Annotated in this window: 15 protein-coding genes and 1 pseudogene; 2 read left to right on the top strand and 14 right to left on the bottom strand. The window is 53.4% G+C overall.

The window, feature by feature from the left end; translation table 11 throughout:
• Window positions 1-68: 68 nt before the first annotated feature.
• From JCM12296_RS02395 to JCM12296_RS02345, 14 genes and pseudogenes are all read right to left on the bottom strand, one after another.
• Window positions 69-497, bottom strand: a complete 429-nt coding sequence (locus tag JCM12296_RS02395; protein ID WP_157067313.1) for a protein-export chaperone SecB — start codon at window positions 495-497, stop codon at window positions 69-71.
• 132 nt (window positions 498-629) lie between these two features.
• Complete coding sequence (locus tag JCM12296_RS02390) at window positions 630-1,034, bottom strand: type II toxin-antitoxin system HicB family antitoxin (protein ID WP_054689386.1); 405 nt, start codon at window positions 1,032-1,034, stop codon at window positions 630-632.
• Window positions 1,031-1,318 carry a hypothetical protein gene (locus tag JCM12296_RS02385; protein ID WP_054689384.1) on the bottom strand — a complete coding sequence of 96 codons (288 nt, stop codon included), beginning with the start codon at window positions 1,316-1,318 and terminating at the stop codon, window positions 1,031-1,033. The genes JCM12296_RS02390 and JCM12296_RS02385 overlap by 4 nt, the downstream gene beginning before the upstream one ends.
• 183 nt (window positions 1,319-1,501) lie before the next feature.
• A complete protein-coding gene (locus JCM12296_RS41250; protein WP_218187942.1) occupies window positions 1,502-3,484 on the bottom strand; it encodes a hypothetical protein in 1,983 nt (660 codons plus the stop codon).
• Window positions 3,481-6,300, bottom strand: coding sequence for a hypothetical protein (locus tag JCM12296_RS41245; protein ID WP_218187941.1), 2,820 nt, complete (start codon window positions 6,298-6,300; stop codon window positions 3,481-3,483). The genes JCM12296_RS41250 and JCM12296_RS41245 overlap by 4 nt, the downstream gene beginning before the upstream one ends.
• A 1-nt stretch (window position 6,301) precedes the next feature.
• Window positions 6,302-6,610, bottom strand: coding sequence for a hypothetical protein (locus JCM12296_RS41240; protein ID WP_218187940.1), 309 nt, complete (start codon window positions 6,608-6,610; stop codon window positions 6,302-6,304).
• Window positions 6,610-9,135 (bottom strand): DEAD/DEAH box helicase, encoded by a 2,526-nt coding sequence (locus JCM12296_RS02375; protein WP_218187939.1) that lies wholly within the window; start codon window positions 9,133-9,135, stop codon window positions 6,610-6,612. Before JCM12296_RS02375 ends, JCM12296_RS41240 begins: the two co-directional genes overlap by 1 nt.
• 1,131 nt (window positions 9,136-10,266) lie before the next feature.
• Entirely contained in the window at window positions 10,267-10,893 is a 627-nt protein-coding gene (locus JCM12296_RS02370) for a LuxR C-terminal-related transcriptional regulator (RefSeq protein ID WP_054689382.1), read from the bottom strand.
• Between the two features lie 415 nt (window positions 10,894-11,308).
• The gene (locus tag JCM12296_RS43260; RefSeq protein WP_246803929.1) at window positions 11,309-11,536 is read right to left on the bottom strand and encodes an AMP-binding enzyme; all 228 of its coding nucleotides are present in this window, start codon (window positions 11,534-11,536) and stop codon (window positions 11,309-11,311) included.
• A gap of 264 nt (window positions 11,537-11,800) precedes the next feature.
• Window positions 11,801-12,891 (bottom strand): annotated as a pseudogene (locus JCM12296_RS02365) (AMP-binding protein); the annotation flags it as partial.
• Between the two features lie 323 nt (window positions 12,892-13,214).
• The gene (locus JCM12296_RS02360; protein WP_054689380.1) at window positions 13,215-13,916 is read right to left on the bottom strand and encodes a response regulator transcription factor; all 702 of its coding nucleotides are present in this window, start codon (window positions 13,914-13,916) and stop codon (window positions 13,215-13,217) included.
• Window positions 13,900-14,868 (bottom strand): sensor histidine kinase, encoded by a 969-nt coding sequence (locus tag JCM12296_RS02355; RefSeq protein ID WP_246803928.1) that lies wholly within the window; start codon window positions 14,866-14,868, stop codon window positions 13,900-13,902. The genes JCM12296_RS02360 and JCM12296_RS02355 overlap by 17 nt, the downstream gene beginning before the upstream one ends.
• The gene (locus tag JCM12296_RS02350; protein ID WP_083455729.1) at window positions 14,841-15,899 is read right to left on the bottom strand and encodes a cache domain-containing protein; all 1,059 of its coding nucleotides are present in this window, start codon (window positions 15,897-15,899) and stop codon (window positions 14,841-14,843) included. Before JCM12296_RS02350 ends, JCM12296_RS02355 begins: the two co-directional genes overlap by 28 nt.
• A complete protein-coding gene (locus tag JCM12296_RS02345) occupies window positions 15,836-16,129 on the bottom strand; it encodes a hypothetical protein (RefSeq protein ID WP_157067312.1) in 294 nt (97 codons plus the stop codon). The genes JCM12296_RS02350 and JCM12296_RS02345 overlap by 64 nt, the downstream gene beginning before the upstream one ends.
• Window positions 16,130-16,588: 459 nt before the next feature.
• Between JCM12296_RS02345 and JCM12296_RS41235 the strand changes: the two genes are divergently transcribed.
• Together JCM12296_RS41235 and JCM12296_RS41230 are read left to right on the top strand one after the other, a co-directional pair.
• Window positions 16,589-17,293: a L,D-transpeptidase family protein gene (locus JCM12296_RS41235; protein ID WP_218187938.1), complete on the top strand. Its 705-nt coding sequence runs from the start codon at window positions 16,589-16,591 to the stop codon at window positions 17,291-17,293.
• Window positions 17,290-17,760, top strand: a complete 471-nt coding sequence (locus JCM12296_RS41230; RefSeq protein WP_218187937.1) for an SPOR domain-containing protein — start codon at window positions 17,290-17,292, stop codon at window positions 17,758-17,760. The genes JCM12296_RS41235 and JCM12296_RS41230 overlap by 4 nt, the downstream gene beginning before the upstream one ends.
• Window positions 17,761-17,801 lie beyond the last annotated feature (41 nt).

Below are 17,801 nucleotides of genomic sequence, written 5' to 3'. Positions count from 1 at the left end.
TTAATTTTGTAGTTGTTTTCACAAGACAAATCCGTTTTTGACTCGGCCGCCGAATGGCGTCTCACCGCCTACCGTTTGAATAGCGGCAAGGTCAGGGGCGGAAAACCAGCCCGTTGGATCATGCTTTGAATAAACTCGCGAAAATATGGCCAGGTATTCATCTGGATGTTTACCCGGATGAAAATTTCCAGGAAATCATCGCTTAAAGGTCGTTCTGAAGAAAGGATCACCCGATAAGCGCATACAGCCTTCAATGCGAAATCTCTTTTGGTTGTTTTCGTGGCTGTCAGATCGTAGCTGGAAATGATGGACGCAACATTATCCTCATCGATGGTATATGTCGCATCATGCTTGATATCCAGCTTCATGTTGCTGCCGAGTTTATCCCGATTTGTTTTGAGCGTACAGGTGTCAAGCAGAATAGCTTCCAATTCGACCTGATTTAAAAACTCTCTGTAGGCCGCCGGTTCCATGGCTTGTTTTGCCGTTTTTTTCACCAAAATATCACCTCTTAGGCTGCTTTCGGGTATTCGTCGGCAAAAAGAGTTCGGGTATCGTAATTTCCAGACTGCTCTGTCTTTTTGACGTGGTATTTAAGCGCACCGATGCATTGATTCAAGGATTGGATTTCATCTTGCATCCCCGTCAGTTGCCGCCAACCGGTCTGTTTGAAAATTCATTGCCAATAACGTGCAAACGTATTGGTTCAGACTGACGCCATTTTGCTGGGCGGCTTGCGCCAACTCCCGATGCAGGAATTTTGGCAAACGGACCAGAAAACGCCCACTGAAATTATCATCCGCAATTTCGGGCTCCGGTATTTCAAGCCCTTCTTCGAGATAGTACTGAAAACGCTCACGTTGGCTGTTTTCCAGATCGGCCAGGGCTTCTTCCTTGGTATCGCCATCTCCCACAATACCCATGGCGCCGAACTGCGGCAGCCTGGCCATGTATCCACCGCCTTCATCCTCCGGAATGTGAACGATCTCAATCCGATAAGGCAATGCCAGATAATGGTTCAGGTTTTTTTTCATGATGGATCTCCCAACTCTTGCAGCAATTGGACAGCTTTTATCAATTGCTTAATGTAAAACCCTTTTACCTTCTGCCCGCCTTTAACCGGAACAGATATTTCGCCATATGGCTGATAATCCGGGAATTCTTTTAAGGCTTCACACCTTACGACCATATGCGAAGAGCCCTTTTGGTCCCACATATCCGGGAAATAGTTGTTTAAAAAGGTTTTAACATCCTGGATGCGGGCCTCTTTCGGAATGGTATCGGCCCAAAGTTCAAAAAGCTTTTGTGCTTTTCCCATTTTTTTATCTCTATTTTGATATCACATATAGTATCGCTTGAACCACGTTTCAAGGATAAAATATATTAAAACCACGAATCACACGAATCACACGAATAGCCATCTTAAATTAACTATTCGTTATTGTTAATCTTTTTTAGAAACTGCATAATATACCAAATATTTTGTAATTTTTCCCATCCATTATTCGTGTAATTCGTGTGATTCGTGCTTCCCAAACCGTTTTTCAAAGAAAGCCCAAGCCGTTTCATAATCCTTTTCCCGGTCGCAGCGGTCAAAAGGCGCCAAATAAGTCACGGTCCGCTCCTTTGGCCCACCGGGCTGGGTGTCGTCCATGAAGGTCTTGGTGACGGTGCCTTGGGAGACGTCCTTGATGTCCTCCCAGCCCAGCGGAATTCCACGTTCGCTGCGTCCAGGGGTGTTGATTCCGTATGCAGCATCCCGCTGGTTGGCCTTGCGGGGTAGCCCCACACCGACAAGTCCCTTGGAGTTGGTGAAGACAATACGGCCATTGGTGTCGTACCAGGTGTCGGACTCGTATTGACGCATCACGGGGAATTGCACCCGGTAAATGGTCTTTAGCTCTTTCAGGGTGAGCCCTAAGGTCATGGCCACAAGGACGTCGATTTCCACAAGGGCTTGCCTTCTGGTGTAATCGGTACGCAGGGCGCAGTTGCGGTTCCATTGGGGTGTAAGATGGGAAAAGAATTTAGACGGCAAACGGGTATCCGATTTGGACCAAAAAAAGGATGTGAACTCTTGGTTCCAATGTTTTTCCCATAACTCCGAGTAATGTATCGAAAGACAAGTAAGAATCATCATTCTATTTGAAATCAATGAGTTAAAAAACCCTTCGATAAGAGGCAGATACTTGGCCAAATTATTTCTAAACCTTGGGTTTCCTGTTGTTTTTATATAAAAATCATATGGTAATGAAATAAATGCTGATGCAGATGCAACGAGGTTCTTATCTTTTTCAAAGGTTAGTGAAAAGCATGGATCGATGTGGCCTATTGCAGGAGGAAAAATACTTGAAATCAAAGTCCGTTCCCCAGATTGGCTTAACATTGAACGAGAAACCAATCTATAAGAGTCAGTAACAGCTTTTCCATCCTCCCAAGGCACCTTCGGCGTCCGCCTCAAGTATTCCTCGACTTCGCAAGCTGGTATGTAGTTGGTTCGCGGAAGATAGTCATCAGGCAGTTTAGTGAGGTCAAGTATATCGTAATGTCCCTTTTCAGTGCATACTTGGCGAGGAGTTTTGTAAAAAGGCGTACCAACATAAAAATGAGGGCCGGATAGAATCCAGTTTGAGGTGCTACCTGGGAAGCGGGTATTGCGCTGAATCGTGCCGTCTTTTTGCGCATTGGTTTCATGCCACATTTCAAGGGGCAAATATTCCTCTTCAAGATCTCCAAGCCGTTTTGGTTGACTTGCAAATTTTCTCAGAACAGCAATCAGTTCTCTGGCATGCAAAGACGGTAATCTGGCAGAATCAACAGGAGTATCAGGTGGATCATATAGTGCTACAAATAAAGATAATTCTCTATGGGTTACTTTAATAGCGCGATTTGAATGCCCTTTAAAATTCCACTTCCCATCTTCGGTTTTAATTCCCGGAGTTAAACCTACTCCATCGTGATTCATTGATTCGTCAATGACTCTGGGGTGTATAATGTTTGCTATGGTTGTAAAAGCAGGTTCACCTTTTTCTCCGTAAATATTCAGGCTAAATCTTTCACGATGGCCAATCGGAAACAGAATCAACTGGTTTTGTATTTGAAAATGATATTTTAACCTTGAATAAGCCTCCTGGCGAAATCCACCCCCTTTCGGATCGTCATAGATCCCCTCGGGATGCAAAAATGCGGATACACCCGTACCCCACATCCAAGCCTGGGGTAGAAAACATTTATACAAATTGGTCTGGATCCCCTTGAGCATGGGGTAATTCTGAAGTGCGTTGAGGAATCCCTGGGTAGCGTCCGCGTCCTCGTACTCGGTGAGATAGTCCGACAGTAGGTTGTATTTCTCCACGGCCTCGTCCCGGAGCTTGGCCAGGTTGGAGGCCGAAATTTTCCGCAATACAAACTGCGGCTCCTTGTCACCCAGAATGCCGCCTTCGTTCCATTCCACCTTGAGCCACGGCGGGTTCCCCAGAATCAAATCAAACCACCCAAATCCTCAAACAAATCTGCAAACTCCAATTCCCAATGCAGAAAGCGATACCATTCGGACAGCGTTTCCACAACCCGCAATCGCGCAAACTTCTCCTTCAGGTCATCGACGCAAACCACGCCCAACCGTTCAATCATATCCAGCGACATCTGCTTGGGTCGCGTGTCCGGAAAAAGGGAAAGTTGTTCGCCCACGCCCGGCTCCGACGAATAGATATCGCCCTCCAATAACAAGGATATCTCGAACAGAAATTCCTCACGGGTGGGTAATAAATCAGCCTTTTCAATGGGCCAGAACCACAGGGCACACCAGTAATCCATAGCCATCTTAAGTCGGCGATAGGCGCTGGAACTGCGGATATTGTGGGAGAGCAGTTCCTGGGAAAAGACCCGGTCCTTGAAATGGGTGAGGGTCTGGCTTGCGCCTTGTTGGGGAGCGGGCTGTCCGAACACCTGCAAGGGGTCGCTGGTGCGCTGACGGATGGATCTGAGATCCTTCACATGGCTGTTCCACAGCCGGTCGACCGCCGCGGAGAGCTTTTCAAGCTGGGCGATATCGGCTTTTTTATAGGATTTGGTGAATTCCTTGCGCCAGGCGTTGATGGTCTCGATTTCGTCTCCGGCCAGGGATTTGATTACCTTGTCCGTGTAGTTGGCCATGCCCTTGTCCGGCAGCAGAAAATGGTAAACGCTCTTGGCCGGCCGCTTTTCGCCCAAGGGGATGCGTGTGGGCACCTCATCCAGCCACAGCGGATCGCCGCGATTCTCTCTTTTAAGCAACTGGCTGTCGAACACCTGGCGCCGGGCACCGATCAGCGAGTTCCCACAGGTGAGTTGCAGGCCAAACCAGGGCACATAAGCGCCTTTATAGATGGTATTCAGCCACAAGGATACTTCGGCCAGTTCCACGGCCACCGGGTTCAGGTCCACGCCGAAAACATTGTTGTCGGCGATGTACATTTTGACCTTCTGCTTTTCCTGCAGGTATTCGTCATGGGGAATATCCTGATCCAGCTCTTTTTGTTTGTGCTGCAGATACGCTTCGGCAAGCTGGTTGACGGCTTCGTTCAAAAAGGCGGCACTGCCCATGGCCGGCTCGCAAACGGTAAGCCGCAGGATCTCATCGGCGGTTTTATCCTTGAGCAGTTCCTTGAGGGCGTATTTAACCAGGCAACGGGTCAGCACCTCCGGGGTATAGTAGGAGGCCGACTTTTCCCGGTCGCGGCCTGCCAGCCGATAGATGAACTTGCCCTTGGGGTGCAGCACCAGATGGCCCGTTTCATCGAACTTCTCCTCATCCGTGTATTTTTCAAGATCCTCGGCCTTGACGAAATAACCGATGTTCAGCTCATCGAATTTCTCGCCGGCCTTCTTGACCTCATAAAGATCGGTCTCGGCGAAAAAACCACGGTAGGACAGCAGGGCTTCGTATACCGCCCCCAGCTGGTTGATGCCCAGTTGGGCATAGGAGATCCGCCCCCGCCGCGCCCGCCTGCCGCCGGGCCGGGTCAGGGACATGAGCCTAATCACCTCTTGGAGGATATGGTTGCGGAATTTGACCCGATTCAATAGCGCGGTGCGTTCAGGATCGAATAAATGTGAATTCAACGCTGTGATACGAAAGATATGGAAATCGGTTTTGCCGTCTATTTTCAGTTGTGTGTCTTTCTGCTTCCGGGGGTGGCCATGGTAAATCATTTCAAATAGTAACTGAATTGATTCGTGAATATAGGTGCCATTGCGCGATTCCTCGGTGGTGATCGGCACCATTTCGAGCTCACGCAGACTTTCCAGGCTGTAACCCTTGCGATACTGCTCCGAGTCCATGGGCGCATATCCGAGTTCAGGCCGCGCCTCGATATAAAACAGAAACAACAGCCGGTACATATAGCGCAGACACTCGATGGTCAGCTGTTCGGCCAGTTTACGCTCGTAGATCTTCTCCTTGAGCACGTCCTTGAGATATACCACCGCCTCGTTGCCCAACAGTTCGATGGACTGGCGTAGGGCGTATTTCAAATCCTCGGAGACTGAAAAGGCATGTTTGTGGGAATTTTCATCGAGATTATCCAGAAGGCTCAGGCCGTCTCCGGGGCAGACATTGTCCCGATGCAAGAGCGCCGCCATGGCCTTGAACGTGGATGGTTCCCGGCGCCCGAAAATCTCCTTCAGATCAAAACGCAAAAAGCGTTTCTGGTTCCATTTTCCGCGATCCAAAAGCATCAACTGATCCAGGTTGCCCAGCAGCACCCAGCGCGGTGGCTCCGGCAGGCCGAATACCCGGCGGGAAACGATCGCTTCGAAGGTCTCACCCTCGATGGGATGAACCTTCCCGCCGGAATCAAATTCGGGCAATTCGTGCTTCCCATAGTGATAATCCGCAATCACGATCTCCAGCGGATCGAGTTCATCCCCATTGGGATTGAACCCATGCATGATCCAACACTCCGGGGCGCCGCTTTTTTTGGCTATCTCTCCGGCGATGGGCAACAACCGGTTTTCCTCCAATTGGCGGATATCAAAATTGACCGGATACCCCAGCGCGCCCATCAGACGGCCCAGGAAGGCAAATTCAGCCTGCCGTTTTTCCTCAACCTGGCGAGTCTTGGCATGTTGATCGCGCAGCCGGAAATAGTCTCGTGACAGGGATTTGAGTTGATCGTAGGGCGGTCGGATATCCTGATCCTTTTTCAGGGTTTCCCATTGGCTGAACACCTCCTTCAGGTCGTTTTCGAGGATGGCGCTGAGATAATGGTGGGTATAAAATTCGTTTTCGTTGATAATGCCGGTTAGGTCGATGGCCATGTTAATTCCCCTTGAAAACGGCAATAACCTGAATATACGGATTGTCTTCCGTGCTCATGGTATCCTTGATCCATTGGCGGTAGGCATTAAAGATCCCATCGATCCGGCGACCTTTCTGTGCCTTTTGGGAAAGGATAATCTTTTCATGCTGTCGGCTCTCTTCAAATTGCAGTTCCAGTTGCTGGTGCTGCTTTTTTCGCAGCCGATCAAGGGCGTTCATATGGTCATCCAGTTTTCCCCGGATACCGCTTTCAAATTCCAACCGCCGCAATTGCATCCATTCCCGGGCCTTGTCGATGGCTTCGGGCATCAAGGCTTGATTCGATCAACGTCAATGACGCGTTTCTCATTGGGAAAGGATGTCGTTCCCAGGCCAGTTTTATCGAGGATCATCTCAAAGGGCTTTACCATTGCGGGTTGGCCATTCTGGAAACAAACGCCGAACCAGCGGTGAACCAACGGATGACTTTTTCGGTTGGGAATCAGACCGGACATGAGAAAAATGGTTTCACCATCCTGTAATACAGATGGCATCTCAAGCACTGGAGCCTCGTGACGGCGGAAAGCCGCTTGCAGTTTATCGTTGATCCAGTCGACAACCGGATTGAGTTCCCAGAGATAATGGATTTGCGGCCAGGCTTTCTCATCCTTGCGGCTGCGCTTGATCTCCTCCTGAATGGTCGACTTGTCCGCGGACAAAACAAAGAATCCATCATCCGGCCAGATTTCACGGGGATGAAACCGGAATCGGGATTTCAGTTCATCGTTCGGAGCTATATCAATCCGTTTTTCATCCGGATAAAGATCGGCCTGGACCCTGCCGAAATGGCGCAGATAGCCAATGGCAGATGCCACATAATCAAAATCATCCTTGAAAAGCGAAGGCATGTCTTGCTTGGCGATTTCGGTCATTTGTCCGGTAGGCGGTTCATCATCACCAAAAAGAATCGATTCGGGACTTTCCTCGTGATTTGCGGCAAACGCCTGGAATTCCTCAGGGGTCAGTCCTTGCTCAATGGCATCGGCCGTCTTTTTCTCTTCTTCATCGATGTCGTAAACGCCCATGAACTCGGCCGGGTCGCCGATGTTTTTGACGGTTTCGTTGTCTTTTTGGATCAGCAATTCGAGAATGCGCATATCCCCACGGATGCGTTCGACCTCGCTGCGTGTCACAAGATAGACGATCTGAGGCGTTTCGGTCTGGCCATATCGGTCGATACGGCCATTGCGCTGCTGAAATACCATCAGCGACCAGGGAATATCGAAATGGATCATGCGGTGGGACAGGTAATGCAGATTGATGCCTTCCGAGGCCACATCCGAGGCCACCATCAGACGGATGGGTGATTCATCCTTGCCGAAATCCTCGACCACCTGCTGCTGTTCGATGTCCGACATTCCGCCATAGAGAATGGCGACCTGCTTTTCCTTGAGGTTCAGATCTCGGATCAAATTCTTTTTCAGGAAATTGAGCGTTTCGATCCGCTCGGTAAAAATGACGATACGGTCATGACTGTCATTGGGGGTCCAACCAAATCCGTTTTTTTGATCCGTAATGACATCCAGCAGCTTCTGGTATTTCGAAAAATCGTCGCTATCGATCGCCGCGATCGCGTCCGCGAAGGTTCTCAGCGTCTGGATGTCTTTGGCAAATCGTGATGTTTCGTCTTTCTCCAGACGATTGATCCGATTGGCGATGGTTTTCAGACAGGCCGCGGGACTTGAAAAAAGCGCCTTCTCCAGCGTGATCTTGAACAGCTGGCCAGGGCCACGCTTTTGATCCAACTCGGAAAATTGTATTTTGATGAAACCATCAAATGCGGATTCCTCCAACGGACTGGCATCACAGTGGGCCACCCGGATCTCCCGCTCCTTGAATGCCATTTCCACCTGATGTTGAATGTCTTTCTTGAACCGGCGGATATAAAGCCCCTTGATATCCTCTGGACCATATTTTTCCGGATTGGCAATGGCCGTGGGATCGAGCATGTTCATGAGGCTGGCGAAACTGCGGGCTTTGCCATCGTGAGGTGTTGCCGACAGCATGATCAGGGTGTCCGATCGTTCCGATAGGAGGTTGGCAAGCTTGGCTCTCTGCGACGATGCATTGCCTCGTTCGGCCACATTATGGGCTTCATCGATGACGATGATGTCCCAATAGGCATTCTCCAGATAGGTCCGGTACTCGGTATCCTGCTTTAACGTATCGATGGAAATGATGGAGCGGTCATAATAAAAAAAGGGATTCTGGTTGGTGGGAATCCTTGAACGAATCCGCTGAATGCCTACCGAATCCAGCCGAACAAGGGGGATGGTGAAACGACTCCACATCTCTTTCTGGAACTGGGTCAACATGCTTTTTACAGCCAGAACGAGGATCCGTTTGCCTTTTCCCCGTCGGATCAATTCACTCAACAGGATCCCCGCGGCAAGTGTTTTCCCAAGGCCAACCGCATCGGCAATCAGAATTCGCTGACGGGGCTGCTGAAGCGCCTGAATAGCCGGATCAAGCTGATACGGCACTGGATCCATGGCCGCCTTGTGCCCGATGTACAGATTTTGATCCGTGGGTGGTTTACGCCGAAGCAAGCTCTCCATGTAGAGCAAGGAAGCCTGATAGGCACTGGAATCATCGGTGACCAGCTTGGTATCCCGTGGATCGAGAATGTCGATCTTGTTTTCAATCTCCGTGAGAAAAATCGCATCTTTGTCGCGAACCAGCTCGGAAATGCCAATCACACTCAACGCTTGCCCACCGGTTGATGTGCGATCAACCCGCTTGACCAGCCATTCGGCATCACGAACCTCGATCCGCGCCCCAGGGGCTACCGCCATTTGATGTCCCGCCATTTTACTCACCGTAGTATGCTCAACCGATTAATACAAATCGGAGCAGTCGCGAATCACAAGGATATTTACCGTTCATGGATTTTCTTGAATCTGCAATTAAGAGGGCTTTTCGAATTTGGTATGAGCAGACAGGCCAAGCAATGTTTCCACCCGACCAGCTGCGTGCATTACCTTGTATACATGGAAAAACGAACGAATGTGCAAAACGAAATTTATTATGGGAAACCCCAAGTGTCAATCCTTCTTTCCCGTCGAATCGGATGTTAAGGCCTAAAATCAAAAGGAAATCCCGCAGGTAATCATGGTTCATCGTGGTCATCCTGGTATCCACCACCCCGCCATATTATGTCTCCGCCTCCCAGATTGCCAAACTGGATAGCGCTGTCCAAATATGTGGATAGGGGGCTCTTTTCCCACCAGATTTTTGGACATCAATGTTCGATCCGAAGCTTATTTTACCTTTATTTGAACCATCAAAAACCATTTAGAGCCGTCAAATTTATTGCTGGCCTTCCCGTTTGCACATTCCCGCCGAAAGTGTGTCCCGCAGCCACCCACCCCACCACGTTTACGATCTGCCATCCGATCACAATGTGCCAACCCAGTTAGGCCCCCTGCCCATCCCGCTCGGGATGTACAGCCTGCATGGCCCTGCCTTCGCGCACGTTCTGTCCTGCTTGCGAGACTGTAATTGGGGCCATCACGATTTTTCATTTGTGGTTATGGTTACACTGGCGCTCTGATAGCTGGGAAACCGATTCAAATTCAAGCTAAACCAAGCCGTTGACGCATGATAAACGAAAAAACCATTGTTAACCGCCTTGACCATTCTCCTTTTTCTTTTTTTGTTACCATCCAATTGATTGACGGATTCGTAAAAAGCCCGATATCGGCGTTACGCTTCATCCTTCGTCACTGCGGAGTACGCTAAGTACGCTGCCTACGGCACCCGCGATAGCGGTATTCTCAGGATTCGCAAGCCTTGATCTCGGGCTTTTTACGAATCCGTCGGAAATGCGACTTTTTACGAGTTCATCAGTGTTGTTGCATCGGTATGAGGGGTGCGACGGATGAGATGTTTGTGGACGCGTTGGTGGGAACGAAACCGGCTGTCGATTACAGGTAGCGGACCACCCACAAGGCGGCTTCCATACGGTTCTTTACTCCAATCTTCTTGTAGATGTTGTATAGATGGGTTTTAACGGTGTTGGGGCTGATGAAGCACTCTTCGGCGATGTCGCTGTTGCTGGCACCGGAGGAGATGGCAATCAATATTTTCTTTTCGCGGGCGGTGAGCATGGCTTCGGCCACCGCAACGCTGGAGCGTCGATAATGGATGTCCACGAGAATTTTGGAGGTTATTTTGCGGGAAAACCAGAGTTCGCCCTGCAAAATCGCCTTTACCCCTTTTATAAATCGGTCCAGCGGTTCGTTGAGGTAGAAAATGCCTCGAATGCACCGCTCGATCACCTGTCGCTCGAAGGCGGCACTGGCATCGGGATCAACATTGAACAGCGCCATGGCCTGCTCGATGGGATCGGGAGCATCGCCCAAGCGCAGTTTGACGTTCATCTCTTCGAGGTTCAGGCCATACCCGTCCCATAGAACCAAGTCCCACGAGGGCCGCTCGACGATATCCTCCCTATCCTGAATGGCAACCATATCAACCTGATGCGCGCCGCCCAGTTCGGACGCGAACATGGCCTGAAGCAGTTTGTTCTGAAATAGGTTATGGCTCGCCAATCCAATCTGAAAATAGCCTGCTTTCGGTTCTAAGAGCGGCGGATCCTCTTCAAATCGCTTGGTTACAATCTTGGGCGGTATGGCACGCTTTCGTTATGGTCCGCGGACTGCTGTGAAAAGAATCGCTTTCCTGCTTGGGCAACGGTAACCCGAGAAAACGTGAAACGATTAGTATCAATAGTCCACATTTATTAGAATTGTATTAGTAAAAAAATACCCGCGTAGACGATATCGCGTTCAACGGCTGCATGAATTGACGGGGCAGCCTGACGTCGTCTTCGCTATCGCTGGGCCGGGTACGCGCCCCTTGCGACTTGGCGGTGACAAGCGGGCAAACATATGGGCTGCGGAAATAAAAAGGCGCCCCGGTTGTTGCCCGGGGCGCCATGAAATAATTCGCTATCGCACGATGGGGCTAATTCACGCGCTTCTTGCGCTGACCCCACTCCTTCTCACGCAGCACGAACTTCTGGATCTTGCCGGTGGAGGTCTTGGGCAGCGAGGCGAATTCAACCGCCTTGGGCGCCTTGAAGCGGGCCAGGTTTTCCTTGCAGAAGGCGATGATCTCCTCGGCCGTCGGATTCGAGCCAGGCTTGGGTGTAATGAAGGCCTTGGGCAACTCGCCCCACTTCTCGTCCGGCATGGCCACCACGGCCACCTCCATCACCGCCGGATGGCGGTAGATGACGTTTTCGACTTCCACCGTGGAGATGTTCTCGCCGCCGGAGATGATGATGTCCTTCTGGCGGTCCATGATCTGGATATAGTTGTCCGGGTGCATGACCGCCAGGTCGCCGGAGTGAAACCAGCCGCCCCGGAAGGCTTTTTCCGTGGCTTCTTCATCCTTGTAGTACCCCAGCATGACCACATTGCCGCGCATGACCACCTCGCCGATGGTTTTGCCGTCGCGCGGGACCGGCTCACCGGTGCTGATGTCCACCACATCCAGGAACTGGCAGACCGTGTAGGCCACGCCCTGGCGTGAACGGATCGCCGCCCGCTCCGAGGCCGGCAATTCGTCCCAGGGTTCCTGCCAAGCGCAGATGGTATATGGCCCGTAGACTTCGGTGAGTCCGTAGACATGGTTGATATGGGCGCCCATCTCCTCCATCTGGCTGATGATGGTCGGTGAAGGCGGCGCGCCGCCCACGGCGATTTCCAGGGGCCGCTTCAACTTGACCGACGTGAAATCCGGATGGTTGGCGATGCCGATGAGCACGATGGGCGCGGCGCACATGTGCGAGACGTTCTCGCTGGCGAGCAGGGCAAGGATCTCCCCGGGATCGACCTTGCGCAGGCAGACATGGGTGGCGCCGGCGGCGGTGACCGCCCAGGGAAAACACCAGCCATTACAGTGGAACATGGGCAAGGTCCACAGGTATACCGAGTTGCTGCGCAGCCCCATTTCCATGCAGTCGCCCAGCTGTTGAGGTAGGCGCCGCGGTGGTGGTACATCACGCCCTTGGGTTTGCCCGTGGTGCCGCTGGTATAGTTGATGGTTGCCACGGCGTTCTCGTCCGCGATGTCCATGGGTACCGCCTCGGGGCTGCCGGTGGCCAGAAAGGCTTCGTAGTCCATCCCTTCCAGCGGGCGGGCATCGCTGGCATCGCAGATGTTGACATAGGTCTTGACGCCGGTGATCTCGCTTAGGACCGGTTTCACCAGATCGGCGAATTCGTTGTCCACGAAGCAGACGCTGGTGTCGGAATGATTGAGGATATAGGCCACCTCCGGCGCCGAAAGGCGGATGTTCACCGATACCAGGGCCGCGCCGATCAGCGGAACGGCAAAGTGGGCCTCGAGCATGGGCGGGATGTTGGGCGAGATGAAGGCCACTTTGTCGCCCCGTTTGACGCCGATGGCTTTCAGGGCACTGGCCAGCCGGTTGACGCGCGTGTAGAGCTGACCATAGGTGAAACGCTGGTCGCCGTGCACGACGGCCAATTTGTTCGGGTAGACCTCGACGCTGCGCCGGATGAAATTGACCGGTGTCAGCATTTCATAATGGACGGAGGGCTGGCTCATGGGGGTTCTCCTCTCTTCCGATGGTTGGGTGTTCGCCCGTGGGGGCGTCCGTCGGGTGTGGCGTCGCCTTGATCAACATTCAGCCGGCTGCCGACCGGCGGATCGGTTCTTGATGGATCGCTAATCTTTACTACCAATGGTGGGGATCACCGTAAATCGGGGGAGAGTTGAAATAAGAGGAAGACAACTGCTGAATTCCAGGGTAGGTAATTTACCTATCTCTGGATGGGCACGACCTATGGCCATGCCCCATGGACGCGCCGGCGGATACGGCGACGGTTGCGGGGAGTGCCGTCTTATGCGGGGGGCACTGCCCCTTGCCCGCCCTCCTTTTCGACCCACAACACCGCGTAGCGCACCAGCTCGGCGGCGTTCTTCAGCCCCAGCTTCTCCTTGATGCGCTCCTTGTGCGTGCCGATGGTCTTGACGCTCAGCTGGAGCCGATCGGCGATCCGGGCCGGGGTCATGCCGCGCCCGATCATGTAGAAGACTTCCAGTTCGCGGCTGGTCAGGCCACTGAGTGACGAGCCGGCCAAGCGTGCGGGGTTCTTCTGGAACTTGTTGAGGATCGTCGCGGTCATGCTGGCACTGAGGAAGATATTGCCGGCCAGGATGTGGCGGATGGCCGTGATGACCGATTCGGACGTCTCCTTCTTGTTGATGTAGCCGCGGGCACCGGCCCGCAGACAGCGTTCGGCGTGGATTTGTTCGTCATGCATGGAAAGGACCAGCACGGGCAGCGACGTGTGTTCGGCGTTGATGGTTTGCACGAGGTCGAAGCCGTTGCTTTGTTTCAGCGACAGATCCACGATCACCAGGTCCGGGGCGAGGTCTCCGATGGCCTGGCGGGCCTCGTCCACGTCCTCCACCGCGCCGCATACGCAAAGGTCCGGCTCCTGCTCGATCAGGTCCACCAGGCCCATCCGGAAGATCGGGTGATCCTCGACGATCAGGATCCGACGGGGCGCATCGACAGCGTTGTCAGACGATTGCGTCATCGGCAGGTCCTCCGTTTTTGGCAACATGGGGGGTGAAGGTCAGCGATACCACGCAACCGGCGTCGCCGTCCCGCCGGGCATCCAGCATGGCGCCGATACGTCGGGCGCGGTAGTTCATGATGCGGATCCCCATGCCCGTGCGTTTCAGGCTTTTGGGCAACCCCTGGCCGTCATCCCGAATGATGAGCTGTGCCGTGTCACCCGTACGGGTGAGACTGAGGCTAATGTTCCGGGCTTTTCCGTGCTTGACGGCGTTGTAGGCCGCCTCGCGGGCGATGTAGTAGATGTGGGTGGCCATCAGGTGATCTTTCAGAAAGATCTCCTCGTCGTACCGGAGGCGACACCCCACACCGTAGATCTCCTCGATATCGCGGCACAGTTCGGTAAGGGTCAACTCCAGCCCCTGTTCGGCGATATTGATCGGGCACAAGCCACGGGAAATACGGTTCGTCTTGCGGATCGCATCCTGAACAAGATCCCTGGATTTGTCAATGGCCGCGAGGTCCGCTCCCGCCAGCTTGGCGAGCTTTTTGCGCATGACGGTCTGCATCACTTCAATCCCCAACAGGTGCGAGCACAAATCGTCGTGCAGGTACTGCCCCAGTTGGCGGCGCTCGCGCTCGCTGATATCGATCACCTCCAGCTCCAGGCGTTTGGTCTCCGTGCGGTCATCCACGGCGAACAGCACACACCGGCGCTCCCAGATGTCAACGCTCTCGGCGTTGATTACACCGGTGCGCATTTCGCCCTGGGCATTGACAAAGTCGATGTCCATGTCGCGTACGCGACCGCCGTGGTCGAGCAGGCCGGTCAGACGGTCGAGGTCGGCCGGCGTGTTGAAGATCGGCAGATCGGTAAGCTGGGCGTCCTTGACCGTGGCAGGGGGGCAGGCGATCAGGTCCAGGAAGCTCGGGTTGGCATCGATCAACCGGCCGGTCTGCCGGTCGGCGATGAAGATCCCGCTGGGACTGGCATGAAAGGCCTTGGAGAAGAGTTCCTCGCTTTTTTCAATGCCTCGGCGGTCTGGCGGCGTTGGGCCACTTCCGCCTGGATTTCACGGCTGTAGGTCTCCAGACGGTCCATGAAACGGTTGTAGTAGACGGCCAGGTTGCCGATCTCATCCTTGCTGGTGAGGTCCATGCGTGCGGCGAAATCGCCTTGCGTGGCGCGTGCCAGCCGGTTTTCCAATTGCCGCAGGGGGCGGGTGATGCCGCCGGCGATGGAAAACGTGGTCGGCAAAACCAGCACCAGGATGACCAAAACCGTCGTGAAGACGATGTTGCGCAGCGATTTGAGCGGAGCATAAAACTCTTCCCGGTAACAGGTGGAGGCGACGATCCAGTCGTAGTCCGGAATGTAGTTGTAAATCACGATTTTCTCGCGATAGCGGACTTCGCCGGGATTGCGCCAGCCGTACACCAACTTGCCGGTTTTGGTTTCGCTCTGATGCCGCACCAGGTAGATTCCGTCGGCATCCCGGGCATCCCACAGGTTCCCGGAGAGCACCGGATGCACCACCACCTCCCCCTTGCTGTCGATGACGTAGCTGTAGCCGGTCTTGCCGAAATTGAGCGACAGAATGCTGTCCTTGAATTCCGATATATCGATCAGCTCGCGGAACTCCTCGCGGTAGGTGGACACCGAGATGATCCAGTCCCACGGCTTGAAGAAGGTCATGTACAGCGCCTTGGGGCGGGGGGTGGTCTCTCCCGGATTCTTCCATTCATACTCCAGGTAGCCCTCCTTGCGCCGGATTTGCTCCTGGATGAATGGGAACGCCGAAAAGTTGACCCCCACCACGGCGGGTCTGGGGTGTTCCACCGCCAGGCCGCTTGAATCCAAGCAGTAAATGTAGCCGGTTTTGCCGATGGTCTGACTGAAGAAGATCGTCCTGAGCTTTGCCTTGGCCTCGGCCTCGGTCATCTCTCCGGCCTGAACCGCGTTGTAATGGGCGGTGACGATATCCCGGTTTTTCTCCGCCACGGCGCGCAGGTAGTTTTTGATGGAGCTTCGGCCGTGGTCTTGACCATGTCGAGAATGGCCGTCGTCGCGTTGGACAGCTCATTGTCGATGTTGCGCTCGATGCTCTTGCTGACCTGGTAATAGACGGCGATCCCCACCAGCATGACGGCCACAAAGACCATTAATGCGTAGACATAAAACATCTTCAGCCGCAACGGCAGATCGCGAAAATGTTTGACGATCGGTATCATGGCGGTCTGATCCAATTATTTTATAGGGTTGATCCTGGCGGTATATTTGCATATTATCTGTGTGTCTAATGCCGCCCGATTTGAGACCTCGGCTGCAGGCGTACCGACTGATCCACATATTGTATAAAATATCAACAAGAAAGCGTGGCCCCAACCCCCGGCTTCGTTGCGGGGCAGCTTTTTCATCGGATGCAAGCGTGGGAAAAAATCGTACAAATGCCGCAAATAAATGATCATTCGCCAACTTTGAAACATGGTTGCCCATTTTCCTCAATCGATAAAGTGGGGCCCAAGGCACCGGATCGATTTTCGAGCCGGGCCTCTTGGTCAATCCTTCGGTATCTTATCCTGTTGTCCACGTGCGTCTTGTTTTTGCATGGCTGTGCCGCGACCCGGAGTTTTTGGAAAGGTCAGCCGATTCAGGATCAAGGACTGGACAGTATCGAAGAAAATTACTTTTTGGTAGACGAGGGCGATGACGTTGTTGGCCGGCTGGCGACGATCACGCTCCAAAGGGGGGATACCCTGCCGGATATCGCCCGCCATTTCAGCCTGGGGATCAATGCGCTCAGCGCCGCCAACCCGGGGGTGGATGTATGGGTGCCCAGGGCCGGCGAGCGCATTGTCCTGCCGCTGAGTTTCATCCTGCCGGAAACGCGCAGGGAAGGCATCGTGATCAATCTGGCGGCCATGCGGCTTTTCTACTTTAAAAAGGATGGCGGGCAGCAGGCGGTGGCGACTTTTCCGGTCGGTGTCGGCAGGGAAGAGCGGCCCACCCCCATGGGCCAAATGTATATCACGCGCAAGAAATATCGGCCGACGTGGTATGTGCCGGCATCGATTGCCGCGGATCATCGTAAAAGGGGCGATCCGCTGCCAAGCCAGGTGCCGCCGGGGCCGTTGAACCCCTTGGGCGAATATGCTCTCTACTTAAGCAAGTCAGGCTATCTGGTGCATGGGACCAACAAGCCGGCCAGTATCGGTCTGAGGGCGACCAACGGCTGCATCAGGCTTTATCCGGAAAACATCAATCGGCTTTTTGACGCCACCCCGGTGAAAACAGCGGTAGAAATCGTGAGCCAACCCTATCTCGTGGGCCGGCATGGCGGAAGGGTTTACCTGGAAGCCATCCCCCTTACGAATCATCAGGCACCGCCGAGTTGAAAAAGGCCTATGCGAAATTGAAAAAGATTGAAAAGCAAACCGGCCATGTGCTTGATTGGAATAAAATCAAAACGGTCGTGGCCGAGACCCGCGGGATTCCCGTTGTTGTCTCCGTCCTGGGTCGCGGGGGAAAGACGGCGGTAACGGATCCGGTAAGACTGAGGCACCCGGCAACGTTGTCCGGCCAACCCCAGGTGCCGGAGTGGAGAACCGATGCATGGTATGTGTTGGCCGCCGATTTTGATGATGCGGTCGATGCCAAAAGGCTTGCCGCGATACTCAACCACCAGGGTCCGCAAATTCCGGCACGGGTGCTGTCAACGGGCGGCAGGCACCGCGTTCTCGCCGGTCCGTTCAGCAACTCGAGGGAGGCGGCGGAGGCGGTCAAACGGCTGCGAATCGATTTGGAGATGGAAGGCGTCATGGTCGCGCCCGTGGCGCAGGGGAGCACCCCGTCCGGTAACTGACTGACGGGGCTTTTTATGAATCCGTCATTTTGGCGATGGGA

The organism is Desulfosarcina cetonica JCM 12296 (genome assembly GCF_001311845.1).
GTDB classification, from domain to species: domain Bacteria; phylum Desulfobacterota; class Desulfobacteria; order Desulfobacterales; family Desulfosarcinaceae; genus Desulfosarcina; species Desulfosarcina cetonica.
The sequence above is the reverse complement of the archived record's forward strand: the minus strand, read 5'-3'. Positions and strand labels throughout refer to the sequence as shown.